At 69.6% G+C, this 13,548-nt stretch carries 12 protein-coding genes; 2 read left to right on the top strand and 10 right to left on the bottom strand.

Going from position 1 to position 13,548, the window contains the following annotated elements:
- Positions 1–11: 11 nt before the first annotated feature.
- The 5 genes from MQH31_RS10895 to MQH31_RS10875 all read right to left on the bottom strand — a co-directional run bounded on the left by MQH31_RS10895 (position 12) and on the right by MQH31_RS10875 (position 4,883).
- Positions 12–1,262 carry an O-acetylhomoserine aminocarboxypropyltransferase/cysteine synthase family protein gene (locus MQH31_RS10895; protein ID WP_243012171.1) on the bottom strand — a complete coding sequence of 417 codons (1,251 nt, stop codon included), beginning with the start codon at positions 1,260–1,262 and terminating at the stop codon, positions 12–14.
- A gap of 134 nt (positions 1,263–1,396) precedes the next feature.
- Positions 1,397–2,596 carry a MalY/PatB family protein gene (locus MQH31_RS10890; RefSeq protein WP_243012058.1) on the bottom strand — a complete coding sequence of 400 codons (1,200 nt, stop codon included), beginning with the start codon at positions 2,594–2,596 and terminating at the stop codon, positions 1,397–1,399.
- A 204-nt stretch (positions 2,597–2,800) separates the two neighbouring features.
- Positions 2,801–3,511 (bottom strand): hypothetical protein, encoded by a 711-nt coding sequence (locus tag MQH31_RS10885; protein ID WP_243012057.1) that lies wholly within the window; start codon positions 3,509–3,511, stop codon positions 2,801–2,803.
- Positions 3,508–4,446 carry an ABC transporter ATP-binding protein gene (locus MQH31_RS10880; RefSeq protein ID WP_243012056.1) on the bottom strand — a complete coding sequence of 313 codons (939 nt, stop codon included), beginning with the start codon at positions 4,444–4,446 and terminating at the stop codon, positions 3,508–3,510. Before MQH31_RS10880 ends, MQH31_RS10885 begins: the two co-directional genes overlap by 4 nt.
- A complete protein-coding gene (locus MQH31_RS10875) occupies positions 4,443–4,883 on the bottom strand; it encodes a GntR family transcriptional regulator (protein WP_243012055.1) in 441 nt (146 codons plus the stop codon). The genes MQH31_RS10880 and MQH31_RS10875 overlap by 4 nt, the downstream gene beginning before the upstream one ends.
- A gap of 210 nt (positions 4,884–5,093) precedes the next feature.
- On the opposite strand from MQH31_RS10875, the gene MQH31_RS10870 reads away from it, so the two are divergent.
- Positions 5,094–5,702: a TetR/AcrR family transcriptional regulator gene (locus MQH31_RS10870; protein ID WP_243012054.1), complete on the top strand. Its 609-nt coding sequence runs from the start codon at positions 5,094–5,096 to the stop codon at positions 5,700–5,702.
- Positions 5,703–5,833: 131 nt separating this feature from the next.
- On the opposite strand, the gene MQH31_RS10865 is transcribed toward MQH31_RS10870, so the two are convergent.
- From MQH31_RS10865 to alsS, 5 genes are all read right to left on the bottom strand, one after another.
- Positions 5,834–6,967, bottom strand: a complete 1,134-nt coding sequence (locus tag MQH31_RS10865; protein ID WP_279238656.1) for a ferrochelatase — start codon at positions 6,965–6,967, stop codon at positions 5,834–5,836.
- A 46-nt stretch (positions 6,968–7,013) separates the two neighbouring features.
- A complete protein-coding gene (locus MQH31_RS10860; protein ID WP_243012052.1) occupies positions 7,014–8,306 on the bottom strand; it encodes a TIGR04053 family radical SAM/SPASM domain-containing protein in 1,293 nt (430 codons plus the stop codon).
- Positions 8,303–9,856 (bottom strand): protoporphyrinogen oxidase, encoded by a 1,554-nt coding sequence (hemG, locus tag MQH31_RS10855; protein WP_243012051.1) that lies wholly within the window; start codon positions 9,854–9,856, stop codon positions 8,303–8,305. Before hemG ends, MQH31_RS10860 begins: the two co-directional genes overlap by 4 nt.
- A 151-nt stretch (positions 9,857–10,007) precedes the next feature.
- Positions 10,008–10,742, bottom strand: coding sequence for an acetolactate decarboxylase (budA, locus tag MQH31_RS10850; RefSeq protein WP_243012050.1), 735 nt, complete (start codon positions 10,740–10,742; stop codon positions 10,008–10,010).
- Positions 10,739–12,514, bottom strand: coding sequence for an acetolactate synthase AlsS (alsS, locus tag MQH31_RS10845; protein WP_243012049.1), 1,776 nt, complete (start codon positions 12,512–12,514; stop codon positions 10,739–10,741). Before alsS ends, budA begins: the two co-directional genes overlap by 4 nt.
- 116 nt (positions 12,515–12,630) lie before the next feature.
- Here alsS and MQH31_RS10840 point away from each other — a divergent pair, with 116 nt between their 5' ends.
- A complete protein-coding gene (locus MQH31_RS10840) occupies positions 12,631–13,536 on the top strand; it encodes a LysR family transcriptional regulator (RefSeq protein ID WP_241976320.1) in 906 nt (301 codons plus the stop codon).
- The last annotated feature ends 12 nt before the right edge of the window (positions 13,537–13,548 follow it).

Below are 13,548 nucleotides of genomic sequence, written 5' to 3'. Positions count from 1 at the left end.
GTCAGGTGCCGCTACAGCGCGGAGAGGGCGCGATCGAGGTCGGTGATCAGGTCGGTCGGGTCTTCGATGCCGATCGACAGCCGGATCAGTCCCGGCGCGATGCCGAGCCGGTCGCGGAGCTCGGGCGTGAACGAGGAGTGGGTCGTCGTCGCGGGGTGCAGCGCCATCGAGCGGACGTCGCCGATGTTGGTCATCCGGCTGATCACCCGCAGGCCGTCGAGAAACCGGCGGGCTCCCGCCGAGCCGCCGCGCACTGTGACGGAGAAGACCGAGCCGCTGCGGCCGCCGTAAAGCCGTTCGGCGAGCTCGTGGTACGGACTGCCGGGCAGGCCGGCGTAGTCGACGCTGTCGACGCGCGGATGCCCGTCGAGCCACTCCGCGATGGTGAGCGAATTCGAGAGGTGCCGTTCCATCCGGAGCGAGAGAGTCTCGATGCCCTGGTGCAGCAGGAAGGAGTTGAACGGGGAGAGCGCGGGACCGATGTCGTTCACGACGGCCTCGCGGGTCATCCGTGCGTAGGCGGTGGGGCCGTACTGCTCGAGGATCGAGGGCCGGCCCGGGCGCACCGGGTCGGTGAGCAGCGGGTAGGAGCGCGTGGAGGAGGCCCAGTCGAAGCGGCCGCCGTCGACGATGGTGCCGGACAGGGCGGCGCCGTGACCGCTCAGGAACTTCGTCGAGGAGTGCACGACGATGTCGGCGCCGTGTTCGAGGGGCCGGATCAGGAAGGGCGATGCGATCGTGTTGTCGACGACGAGGGGGATCCCGTGCCGGCGGGCGACGCGGGCAACCCGGGCGATGTCGACGATGTCGTTCTTGGGGTTCGGGATGGTCTCGGTGAAGATCGCCTTGGTGTCCGGCGTGATCTGGCGGTCCCACTCGTCGTCGTCCGCTTCGTTCCAGACGTAGTCGACGCTGACGCCGAAGCGTTTGAAGCTACGGCCGAAGAGGACCCGCGTGCCGCTGTAGATGCTCGCGGTCGAGACGATCCGTTCGCCGGAGCCGGCGAGCGCGAGCAGCGCCGCGGTGATCGCCGCCTGGCCGGACGAGACGACGATGGCCTCGGTGCCGCCCTCGAGGGAGGCGATCCGCTTCTCGGCGACGGTGCCGGAGGGGTTGCGCTGCCGGGAGTAGATCAGGCCGTCGCCCTCGCCGGAGAAACGCCCGGCGGCGTCGTCGTAGGAGTCGAACCGGTAGCCGGCCGTCATCGCGATCGGCTGGATCCTGGCACCGTTGGAGCGGTCTTCCGTCTCGCCGGCGTGCACCTGGCGGGTGTCGAAGGCGTAGCCGTCCCAGTCGTACTCCGGAGCGGCGACGGTGTGCCCCGTGGTCGTGTCCCCGGGCGCGGTCTCCTCGAGGGTGGTGTCCTCGAGGGTGGGTTCGGTATCGGCCTGGTGGGTCACGGTGTTCCTGTCGTCGTCTGGTTCCGCTGTGCCTGGTGCCGGTGCACGGCATCCGCCATCTGGGTCACGGCCTGCTCGAGGATCGGCCGCGGCATGGCGAAGATCAGTCGGACGTACCCTTCATATCCCTTCCCGCACTGTGCGCCGTCGGTCACCGCAACACCCGCCTCTGTGCGGAAGAAGTCGGCGAGCGACCCCTCGATACCGAGCCGCCTACAGTCGAGCCAGGCGATGTAGGTCGCCTCGGGGATGCGGTACCTGACCTCGGGCAGGTGCTCCGCCAGGAGCCGCCCGAGCTCGAGGCGGTTGCCGTCGAGGTAGCCGGTGACCTCGGTGAGCCACTCCCGACCGTGCCGATAGGCTGCCGTCGCGGCGATGACCCCCGGTGTCGAGGCGCCGTGCAGCACCGCGAAGCCGAAGATCTGGTAGAGCTCCTCGTCGGCGGGGTTGGACGTGATGAGCTGCGCGGCCTTGAGCCCGGGGATGTTCCAGGCCTTCGAGGCTGAGGTCGCGGTGATCGTGTGCCGGGCGGTCACAGTCGAAAGGGACGCGTACGCCACGTGCGGCGTGGACCCGTAGCGGAGCGGCGAATGGATCTCGTCGGCGAAAACCCGGCCGTTGTGCCGGTCGACGATCACCGCGATGGCCTCGAGCTCCTCGCGGGAGATCGCCGTCCCGGTCGGGTTGTGCGGGTTGCACAGGATGAGGGTGCGCGCGCCGGCGTGGAAGGCCGCCTCGATCCCGGCGAGGTCGTGCGTCCAGCGCCCGTCCGACTCGATGCCGGGCACCTCGAAGACCTCCCGGCCGAGTGTCGGGATGAAGGAGAGGAACGGCATGTAGGCGGGCGTCGGAATGATGACGCCGCTCCCGGCCGGGGAGTACTTCGTGATCGCGACCTCGAGGGCGGCCATCACGTCGGACACCGGGTGGATGTTCTCCGGGGCGATCTCCCAGCCGCAGTCGGTGCGGAGCCACTCCGAGGCGGCTTCGGCCATCCGCCGGGTGGTCGCGGGGGCGAGGTAGCCGAGGTCGCCGTCATCGATCGCCCGGTGCAGGGCTTCGGTGACAGCCGGGGCGGTTCCGAAATCCATCTCGGCGACCCAGGCGCCGATGGTGCCGGCGTGCAGGCTCCACTTGCGGCTGTCGGCCCGGCTCAGCTGCTCGCGCGTGATCTCGTCAAAGCGGGAAGTCGTCATCAGAATCTCTCCGGTGGATGGCCGGAGGTGCCCCTGCCTGCCAAGTAGTGCTTGACCTGCACGCTACCAAGTGCGCGCGATGCGGGGAGTCTCGGTGCGACACATAACGACTCAGTGCGAGATCACGGTCGTTTCGGCTCGATTGCGGAGAAAACACCCTCGTCGTGGCGACGAGGGTGTTTTGTCCGCAACTGAACCCGGGAGTTAGCGCACGGTCGCGGTGCGAAGCGGCAACCAGATGCCCACCATCGCGATCACGACCAGGACGACGCCGGCGACGTCGAGCCACCAGAGCGCGAAGTTCGCGATCAGCACGGACGCCGACGGGATCACGATGATCAGGCCGACGATGATCAGGATGGCGGCAACGGCCGCGATCACCTGCGGGCCCCGCGCCCCGAACCGCACCCACGATGAGCCGAAGGCCCCTCCGACGCTCAGCAGGGCGAGCACCGAGAGGAAGACGATCGGGATCAGTTTCGTGAGGTCGCCGGCCCCGAGGATGTTGATGTCGAAGATGTAGAAACCGAAGAACCAGTGCCCGGTGGCGAGTTCGAGAAGCGTCAGCACGGCGAACACCACGGTGAGATAGGCGGCCTGCAGGATGTTCCACGCCAGGGTCCCCAGGGTGAACGCCCGCCGGGTGGACCCGAGCGCCAGTGCGAACGGGAACGTGGTCGCGGCGGAGGCGACACCCATGCTGACGAGGAACCCGGCGAGGGAGAACAGCATGCCGGTGTTGCTCCGCGAGGAGTTGATCCACACCGCGGAGCCGGGCTGGCTGCCACCCCGCAGGAAGAGCAGTGAGATCAGGATCGAAATCACGACGACGACCGCGACGATGAAGAGGGGCACCAGGAGGGCGACGACGCGCCGGTTCAGGTGCAGTTTGACGACCGAGACAATGGCATTCATGCTGCTGCCGCTTCCTTCTGCTGGGTGGTGCGGGTGGACTGGTGGTCGGTCTGCTCCGCCGCGTCTCCGGCGGGCGCGCCGTATGCAGCGACGAGCTGCTGCAGGGAGGCGGACGCGACCTGCACTCCTGTTCGCCGGGCCTCGGCCAGGAGGGCCTCGTCGGCGTCCCCCGTGACGGTCACCGAACTGAGAGAGCCGATGGCGCGCGTCTGCAGGACGGTGCGGCCGGCGGTCAGCCGACCGACGGCATCCGCTGCACCGCTGATCACGACCGCGAGTTCGCGGGCCTCGTCGCGGTCGCAGTCGACGGCGACCCGGCCCGCGTTGAGGATGACGACCCGGTCGAAGAGCGATTCCGACTCATCGATGAGGTGCGTCGAGAGCAGGATCGTGCGCGGATGCCGGCCGTAGTCCCGCAGGAGCACGTCGTAGAAGAGGGTGCGCGCTCCGACATCGAGACCGAGGTACGGCTCGTCGAAAAGGGTGACGGGGGCGCGGGAGGCGAGGCCGATCACGATCGCGACGGCGGACAGCTGGCCCCGGGAGAACTTCTTGATCGGCGTCTTCGCCGGGATCCGGAAGCCCTCGACGAGCTCAGCGGCGACCTCGGCGCTCCAGTCCGGCGCGAATTCGGGGGCGATCCGCAACACGTGCTTGAGCTGGTAGTTGTCGGGGTAGCGCTGGTTGTCCCGGATGAAGCTGATCCGTTGGCCGGTGACCTCGTGCTCGAACGGGGTGTCGCCGAGGACGAGGGCCTCACCGGAGGACGGCCGGTCGTGGCCGGCGATGATCGACATCACCGTGGTCTTTCCGGCACCGTTGCTGCCGAAGAGCCCGCAGATCGAGCCTTCCGGCACTCGGAAACTGACGTTGTCGAGAGCCGTGGCGTGACCGTAGGTTCGGGTCACGGCACGGATGTCGATGGCTGCGGTCATGAGAGAACTTCTTTCTCGATCATCGGGGTTGGGGTCTGATTCTGATTCTGGGATTGCGATTGGGACTGGGATTGGGACTGGGTATCGGCCTCGACTGCGATCATCCGGCCGAGCTCGTCGGTCTCGATGCCGAGCACGTGCGCCTCGCGGACGAGCGGCTCGACGAACAGCACGCGGAAGGCCGCGTGACGCTGGGCGCTGAGCATGTCGCGGGCGCCTTCGGACACGAACATGCCGACCCCCCGCTTCTTGAACAACACGCCCTGCTCGACGAGCACGTTCACGGCTTTGCCCGCCGTCGCCGGATTCATCTGGTAAAAAATCGCGTACTCACTCGCCGACGGAACCGCCGTGCCCTCCGGATACGTTCCGGCCACGATGTCGTTGGCGATCTGCGCAGCGAGCTGCTGGAAGATCGGACTGCCTTCGGAAAACACCTTTACCCCTTTGGTCCATTACTACACTAATGAACCTATGGACCCGAGCCGATCCTGTCAAGCCCGGCGGGACATCCGCCTCCCCCGTCTTCAGGGGTGAGTACGGAGGCGGTGACCACGCCTCGGGTCGCCCGACTGAAGACGCAATACGAAAAACTCTCACGCACACGGTTTTGCGATGGACGGTGGGTTTCAGACTAGAGTCGCCGCATGACTATGACGGGGAAGTCGCGTGGGTCCTATGCCAAAACAGCTGGGCGACGGCGGGAAATCCTGGAGGCGAGCATCGAGGTTTTCGCCAACCACGGGTTCCGGAATGGATCGCTGCGTGAGATCGCCGAGCGGGTGGGAATGAGCCAGGCCGGCCTGCTGCACCACTTCTCGAACAAGAACGAGTTGCTCGCGGGCGTGCTCGAGCTGCGTGACGAACGCTCCGTGGCGCTCGTCCCCCTCGACGAAACGCCCGGCATCGAGACGATTCGCGGCATGGTGCGCGCCGCGGAATACAACGCCGAATTCGCCCCGGGGCTTGTCGAACTGCACTGTGTACTGTCTGCCGAGGCGACGGCGCCAGAGCACCCGGCCCACCAGTACTTCGTGGACAGGTACACCTGGGTGGTTTCCCTGATGTCCGAGGCATTCACCAACGCTCAGGCTGCCGGTCAGCTGCGCGAGGGAGTCGACCCGCGGAGCGCCGCACAGTCGCTCATCGCGCTCAGCGACGGCCTGCAGGTGCAATGGCTGCTTGCCCCGGACACCCTCGACATGGCGGAAGAACTCCGGCGCTACCTGCGCCCCCTCTTCACGATCGACTTCTAGCCCGTTCCCCGGCGCCCTCACCGGCCCGGTGATGTTCCGAATTCAGGAGTTGAGCGCGAATTCAGCCGGGAAAGCGCTTGTTTCGGGCGCGAACCCGCTCAACTCCTGAATTCGGCAGGGACGGGGCAGGACTAGTGTGCGGGGCGGCCGGCGCCCTTCTCGCAGCAGCCGCTCGGGCAGCCGGGCAGCACGGGACCGTGCAAGCGCTCGAGGGCTAGGGTCGCGAGGGCGGCGACGAAAGCCGGGTGGATGCCGGGGGTCGCGACGCGCTCCATCGTCAGTCCGAGGGTGGTTGCGGTGGCCGCGGCCTCGGTGTCGAGGTCCCAGAGCACCTCCATGTGGTCGGAAATGAAGCCGATCGGCACGATCACGACGGCCTGCGTCCCGTCGGCGGCGAGCGCCCGGAGGGCGTCGTTCACGTCGGGTTCGAGCCACGGCATCGCCGGCGGACCAGACCGCGACTGGAACGCGAGCGACCACGCCGGCACCGACTCCCCGTCGGCCGCGGTGCCGCGATCGCCGCGGGAAGCGGAATCGGCGAGGGCGGCCATTACCGCAGCGGCGACGGCCCGGTGCTGGGCGAGGTAGGCCCCGCCCGCGCCGAAATCGACGCCGGGCGGCCCGCTGCGTGCGGCATCCGCCGTCGGGATCGAGTGCGTAGTGAAGAGCACGTGGGTGCGCGCGACCGGCAGCCCCCGCACCGCGAGGCGCGCAAGCACAGCGCGCACGCCCTCGACGAAGGGCACGGTGAAGCCGGGCTCGTCGAAGTATGGGCGCACCGCGTCGATGCGCATGGTGGCGTCGAGCCCGGTCGTCATCAGGGCCCCCGCGATGTCCTCGCGGTACTGACGGCAGCTCGAGTACGAGCTGTACGCGCTCGTCGTGATCGCGAGCAGCCGGGTGTGTCCGGCAGCGGATGCCGCCCGCACCGTGTCCGCGAGAAGGGGCGTCCAGTTTCGGTTACCCCAGTACACCGGCAGCGGCTCACCCCGGTCGGCCAACTCGGCCTCGAGGGCGGCCCGCAGGGCCCGGTTCTGCCCGTTGACGGGGCTCACTCCCCCGAAGGCGCGGTAGTGGGTCGCGACGGTCTCGAGCCGTTCCTCGGGGATCCCGCGCCCACGCGTGACGTTGCGGAGGAACGGGATGACGTCGTCCTGGCCCTCTGGTCCGCCGAAGCCGAGCAGCAGCACGGCGTCGTAGGCGGGGTCCCGTGCTGCGTCGTCGGCGGCGGACCCCGGCTCGGAGCCCGGCGTGACGACAAGCATCGGCGCGGAGCCCGGCGACAGCCGGTCCTGCGCGGCGTTCACGCGCTCAGGCACCGGCACCGACGGGCGTGCCGGCCGCGGCATCCGTCCCCGGCAGGTACGGGCAGGCCGGGTCTTCGCCGAGGGGGTCGCCGCTCGAGGCGAAGGCACGCGCCCGGGAGCCGCCGCAGAGGTCGGCGTATTCGCAGCTGCCGCAGCGTCCGGTGAATTCGGTCGCGCGGATCTGCTTGAGCAGCGGGTTGTCGCGGTAGATCTCGGCGAGCGGTGTCGTCTCCACATTCCCGAGGCCGAGCGGCAGGAAGCCGGCCGGATAGACCTCACCATCGTAGGCGACGAAGACGATGCCCTTGCCGTCGCGGGTCGAGGCCGTCTGCGCGCGGGGCAGTCCGATCGGCGGGCCCATCAGGCTCTCGAGCCGACTGGCCAGCCGTTCGTAGAGCGGGGTTGCCGGTGCCGGGTCTCCCGCGCGGCGCCGGGCGACGACCCGACGGAAGAACGGGGCCTCGACCGTGCGAATGATGAAGCCGTGCTGTGAGGCGTCGTAGAGGAAGTGGCAGATCTCCTCGTGCTCCTCGGGGGTCACGGCCTCCGTCGAGACGCCGCGTCCGACCTGCACGAGGAAGAAGACCTCCCAGATGGCCGCGCCGGCGTTCTGGATCAGGGCAGCGACATCCGCCAGTTCGTCGACGTTCGCGCGCATCACCGTGGTGTTCACCTGCACGCTCAGTCCGGCGGAGGCGAGGGCGCGGATGGCGTTGACGGTGTCCTCGAAGTGGCCGGGGATGCCGCGGACGCCCTCGTGGGTCGGTGCGCTCGCCCCGTCGAGGCTGATCGAGACGGCCTTGACCCCGCTCGCGACGATCTTCTCGATCATCGCGGCGGTCAGGGTGGGCGTGACCGAGGGCGAGAGCGCCGTCGGCAGGCCGAGCCCGGTGGCGTACTCGACGAGTTCGAACAGGTCGGGGCGCATCAGGCAGTCGCCACCGGTGAGCACGAGGATCGGGTACGGCCGGCCGAAGCCGGCGATCTGGTCGATCAGGTCCTTGCCCTGGGCCGTGCTGAGTTCGCCGGGCAGCGCCTGCATCGTCGCGCTCGCGCGGCAGTGCTTGCAGGCGAGGGCACACGCGCGGGTCGTCTCCCAGAAGACGAGCATCGGGCGCTTCGAGTAGTCCGGCCCGGGGCCGCGGCGGGCGGCGGGCAGCGTCGGCAGCACGGCGGGGTGGCCGAGCACGTGGCTGCGGGTCGGGTCGAGGACGTCGACACCGATCGCAGCGGATGCGCCGGCCCCGGTGGTCTCGACGGCCCCGGTGGTCTGGGTGGTCTGGGTGGCGGTGCTCATGACACGACCTCGCTCGGTGCCTGCGCCGCGGCGATGGTGCCCGCGGCGCTGCTTGCGGCGATCCGGGTGGCGACGCGTTCGGCGTCGGCGATGCAGCTCGCGAGTCCGACCCCGCGATACGCCGACCCGGTCAGGTGTACCCCGGGCAGTCCGGCGAGCTCCCGTTCGGCGGTGTCGAGGCGGCCCTGGTGCCCGACGACGTACTGCGGCATCCCGAGCGGCCAGCGCTCGATGTGGTGAGTGGTCGGTCTCCCGGTCATGCCCAGGGCGTCCACGAGCTCGGCGTGCACCTGCGCGACGAGCGTCTCGTCGTCGAGCCCGGCCCAGCGGGTGTCCCCGGCGCGACCGACCATGCAGCGGATGAGGACGGTCGCCTCATCGGCCAGGTGCGGCCATTTGTTGCTCGAGACGGTGCAGCCGACCACGAGCTTGCCCTCGACCGGCGGAACCAGGAAACCGTTGCCGCCGAGCGGGCGACCGAGCGCCGAGCGCGGGTAGGCGAGGCAGATCGTGGCGACATCCGTGTAGGGGATCCCGGCGAGCGCGGCCCCGAGCACGGGGTTCTCGTCCCTGAGCAGGTCGGCGGCGACGAACGCGGGGCCGGCGAGCACCACGACGTCGGCCTCGACGCTCGTGTCGTCGGAGAGTCCAACGCGGTAGCCGGCGCCCTCGCGGGCGAGACTCGTCGCGGCCGTGCCGAGGCGGATGTCGTCGCCCGCCGCACGCGCGGCGAGCGCGTCGATGACGCGACCGAGTCCGCCCTCGACAGTGACGAGCGTAGCCCCGCCGGCCCGGGCGAGCCGGGGCGCTGCACCGGCGGACGCCGCTGCGCGAGACCCGGCCGCGGCATCCCCCGCGGTGGAGAGAGCCACGGTGGCACCGGTGCCGGCGGCGAGCGCGGCGGCGGCCTTCGCGGCCCCCGCGCGGCGCCGGCGGCGGAGCGCGAGGTTCAGGCTGCGGTTGCCGCGGGCGAGCACTTCGATGTCGGGGGCGGTGCTGTGCGCGCTGAGTTCGTCGGCGCGGCCGGCGTGGATGCCGCCGAGGAGCGGGTCCACGAGCCGGTCGAAGACCTCACGGCCCATCCGCGGGACCACGATCTCGGCGATGGTGGGGTCGGCCGGCAGTGTGCGCCCGACCGGCAGGGCCAGGTCGACGAGCACCCGGGCGAAGCCGAGCGGGGTGAGCAGGCGTGACCGAAGCAGCGGCAGGAGGCGGTCGGGGATGCCGAACACGGTTCCGGTGGGCAGCGTGCGGAGGCGGCCGCGGGACCAGATCCGTGATCCGCCGCTCGCGGGTGCCACGACGAGGTCCGCGAGGCCCAGGTCGGTGAGGAGGTTGACGGCGACGGGGGCGCGCACCATCAGCGCATCGGGGCCGGCGTCGACCGAGTGCCCGGCGAACTCCTCGGTGACGATCTTTCCGCCGAGGCGGGGCGAGGCTTCGACCAGGGTGATCAGCACCCCGTCCCCGAGCGACTGGTGCAGATAGTGGGCTGTCGCCAGTCCGCTGATTCCGCCGCCGACGATGACGACCCGGGGTCGAGAGAGCACGTAAGGTCCTTCCGTTGCCGGTGGACCGGCACAGTCGGAAGGCTGGAGCACACCGTTCCATCGATCCTACGGCTCGGCCGGAAAGGGTTTTCCGACACTAGTGTCGGCGCCCCGTTCCGCCGCGCCCCGTGACCCCAGACCGCGGCTGCGCCTACTTGGCGTGCGACTCGGTCTTCTGCAGCTGCCACTCGAGGTCGTCGGGCGAGAGATTGGCGTCGCGGAAGGCATCCGTCAAGGGCAGCTGCAGGCGCAGGTCGGTGCCGAGGCAGAGGGCGGCGTGGCCGGACTTCAGCTTGAAGTCGAGCACGTGGCCGCCGGCGCTGCGGTCGTCGGTGACGAAGTGGGCGTGGCAGCCGGGAACGCCGATGCCTTGCTCGTAGAGCGGGGTGCGGAAGCCGACGATGGTGCCGGTCACGTTGTGCAGTTCGACGATCGCGTCCTCGTCGGTCGCCTCGACCATCGGGCGGTACGGCTTCTCCTGCTTGACCACGGTGCGCATGGTGATCCACTCGAATTCGGCGTCGATCCGCAGCGCGTACATGTAGTTCTCTGACGAGGTCATGTGGTCGATGAAGGCGGATGCCTCGGCCCGCAGCGCGCCGTCGGGCAGGTCGCTCTCGACGTGGGGGACGAAGTTCGTGACGACCGCGTACGGGGTGTGCGCGCCGAGGTCGGCCTTGGAGACGCCGCCGTCGGCGCGCAACTGGTAGCAGCTGCCGTCGAGGATCAGCATCTCGCCGTCGAGCCCGTTGAAGGTGCCGATGCCGAAGCTGCCGTGACCGAGCAGGTCGCGCACGGTCATCTCGCCCTCGTAGACGCCGTCGAGCAGGGCGCTCATCAGGCTCGTTTGGAAGATCTCGTGTCGGGAGACCGTGAATTCACTCACTGCAGCACATCGCTTTCCAGATCAGCCATGAGCTCATCCCGGTTGTTTCGGTAGTCGACGCGCACGTCGATGATGCTCGGCCCCGGCTCGGCCATGGCCTGCTTCAGTACGCCCGCGAAATCGTCGAGGTGGGTGACCCGGTAGCCGTGCGCGCCGAAGGACTCGGCGTACTGGACCGCGTCGTAGTCGCCGAGCTGCACGCCGGAGGTGCGGCCGTACTTGCCCTGCTGCTGGAATGCGACCATGTCGTAGGTGCCGTCGTTGAAGATCACGTGCGTGAACGTCGAGCCGAGGCGGACCGCGGTCTCGAGTTCCATCGCTGAGTAAAGGAAGCCACCGTCGCCCGACACCGAGACGACCGGCGTTCCGGGCCGCACGAGGGTCGCGGCGATCGCCCACGGCAGCGCGACGCCGAGCGTCTGCTGGCCGTTCGAGAAGAGCAGCGTCCGCGGGTGATAGGTGCGGAAGTGCCGGGCCATGTAGATGTAGTGCGAGCCGACGTCGCAGAGCACGGTCGTGTCGTCGGGCAGCAGTTTCCGCATCGCGAGGGTCAGTGCCGCGGGGTGCACGCCCTCGGACTCGTCCTCGTTCCAGTGCGGCTCGTCGGCCTCGGCGAGGCGGGACCGCTCGGTGGCGACGACAACGGATGCCGCGGCGCCGAGCTCGAGGCCGTCGATCTGCCGGGCGAGCGCGTCGATGGTCTCGGCGACGTCACCGCGCAGCTCGACCGTCGGACGGTAGTAGTCGTCGAGGTCGGCGGAGAGCTCGTCGAGGTGGATGATCCGGCGCTGGTGGTCCTTGTTCCACTTCGAGGGCTCGTACTCGACGAAGTCGTAGCCGATCGTGAGGATGAGGTCGGCCTTGTGCAGCAGGATGTCGCCCGGCTGGTTGCGGAACAGACCCACCCGGCCGAGGTAGTGCTCTTCGAGCTCGTGGGATAGCACGCCGGCCGCCTGGAACGTCTCGACGACGGGGAGGTCGGCGACGCCCAGCAGGCGATGCAGGGCGGCAGTGGCCCGGTCTGACCCCGCACGCGCTCCGGCGAGGATGACCGGGAATTCCGCGTTCTTCAGCAGTTCGGCGGCGCGCGTGACGCTCTCCGTGGGTGCGGCGCCGAGGCGCGGCACCCAGTGCGGGCCCGTCATCGACACGGTCGTGGTGTCGACGAGCACGTCGTACGGGAGCACGACAGCGGCGGCGCCCTTGGGCTCCTGGGTCGCGCGGCGGAACGCGTTGGCGATGGCCTCCGGCACGTTGTCGGCGACGCTGACCTCGCCCGCGGACTTGGTCACGGCGGAGAGCATGCCGACGGCATCCATGGACTGGTGGGTGCGCTTGAGCCGGTCGGCGCGGGAGACCGCACCGCAGATGGCGACCATCGGGTCGCCCTCTGTCGTGGCCGTGAGCAGGCCGGTCGCGAGGTTGGAGGTGCCGGGCCCGCTCGTGACGAGCACGACGCCGGGCTCCCCGCTCAGCCGGCCGACGGCGGCGGCCATGAAGGCCGCGTTCTGCTCGTGCCGGCAGACGATGAGTTCGGGGCCGTCGTCGACGAGGGCGTCGTAGACGGGGTCGATCTTGGCGCCGGGCACGCCGAACACCCATTTCACCCCGTGGGCCTTGAGCACCTCGACGACCCGGTCGGCCGAGCGGCGGGGCGCTGCGGGCACGCCGAGGCCATCCGTTACTGCCGAGTTCGAGGTGTGTGCCGCCACTGCCGGCGTCGGGGTTTCCGCCACGGGGCCGCTGCCCAGGACAGTTGAATTGTTCGTCACGTCATGCCTTCCGGTTCGCCGTTCGAGCGGCTCCCTCTATCTATCGTCCCGCTCCAACAGATAAGAAACAACGCCGAATGGTGATGGAACCAATCTCCAAATGAGATGATTTATGGGTGGATGTGCGACAGTTCGAATTCTTCAGCGCGGTGGCGAGCGAACTGAGCTTCACGCGCGCCGCCGACCGGCTCACGATCGCGCAGTCCGCAGTGTCCGCGGGGGTGCGCGCGCTCGAGAACGAACTCGGCGTCGAGCTCTTCGACCGGAGCCGCAGGCAGATCCGGCTCACCTCGACGGGTGAGCTGCTGCTGCCCAAGGTGCGCGAGGCGCTCGACGCCGTCAACGGGGTGCGCGACGCCGCCGAGGAGACCACCCACGCGATCACGGGCTCGATCGTGATCGGCCTGATGACCTCCGTCACCCTCGTCAACGTGCCGCGACTGCTCGGGCTGTTCCGCACCGGCCACCCGGGAGTCGGCGTGCGGCTGCGGGCGGCGAGGCGCGGTTCGGCCGGACTCCTCGACGAGCTCGCGACGGGCGAACTCGACCTCGCGTTCCTCGCGCTCAGCGGGCCGGTGCCCACCCAGCTCGTGGCCGCACCGATCTCCTCATCGCCGATGGTCCTCGTGGTGCCCGCCGACCACCGCCTCGCCACGGCGGGACACGTCGGCCTCGACCATCTCGACGACCTCGCCCCCGAGGAATTCATCGACCTGCCGCCCGGCTACGCGAGCCGGCAGATTGTGGACGAGACCTTCGCCGCGGCCGGCCTCGAGCGCCGGGTGATGATCGAGGTGTCCGACATCGGCACCGCCGCCGAGTACGTGACCAACGGCCTCGGCGTCGCCCTGCTGCCCGAATTCGCCGCCCGCGACGCCCGCAACGTGCGGCGCCTCCCCGTGGCGGGCATGCCCGACTTCACCGTCTATCTCGCGGCCTCGCGCACGCGGCGGCTCTCGGCGGCGGTGCGGGCCTTCATCGACCTGGCCCTCGCCGATGACGAGACCGGCGCGATCCGGTGACGCGGTAGCGCG

The sequence above is a fragment of the Cryobacterium zhongshanensis genome (assembly GCF_022760445.1).
Classification (GTDB): domain Bacteria; phylum Actinomycetota; class Actinomycetes; order Actinomycetales; family Microbacteriaceae; genus Cryobacterium; species Cryobacterium algoricola.
The sequence above is the reverse complement of the archived record's forward strand: the minus strand, read 5'-3'. Positions and strand labels throughout refer to the sequence as shown.

What these genes read in the sequence shown, in the direction of transcription:
- MQH31_RS10890 (WP_243012058.1), bottom strand. Translation starts at nt 2,596, where the DNA reads ATGACGACTTCCCGCTTTGACGAGATCACGCGCGAGCAGCTGAGCCGG.
- MQH31_RS10885 (WP_243012057.1), bottom strand. Translation starts at nt 3,511, where the DNA reads ATGAATGCCATTGTCTCGGTCGTCAAACTGCACCTGAACCGGCGCGTC.
- MQH31_RS10880 (WP_243012056.1), bottom strand. Translation starts at nt 4,446, where the DNA reads ATGACCGCAGCCATCGACATCCGTGCCGTGACCCGAACCTACGGTCAC.
- MQH31_RS10870 (WP_243012054.1), top strand. Translation starts at nt 5,094, where the DNA reads ATGACTATGACGGGGAAGTCGCGTGGGTCCTATGCCAAAACAGCTGGG.
- MQH31_RS10865 (WP_279238656.1), bottom strand. Translation starts at nt 6,967, where the DNA reads ATGCTTGTCGTCACGCCGGGCTCCGAGCCGGGGTCCGCCGCCGACGAC.
- MQH31_RS10860 (WP_243012052.1), bottom strand. Translation starts at nt 8,306, where the DNA reads ATGAGCACCGCCACCCAGACCACCCAGACCACCGGGGCCGTCGAGACC.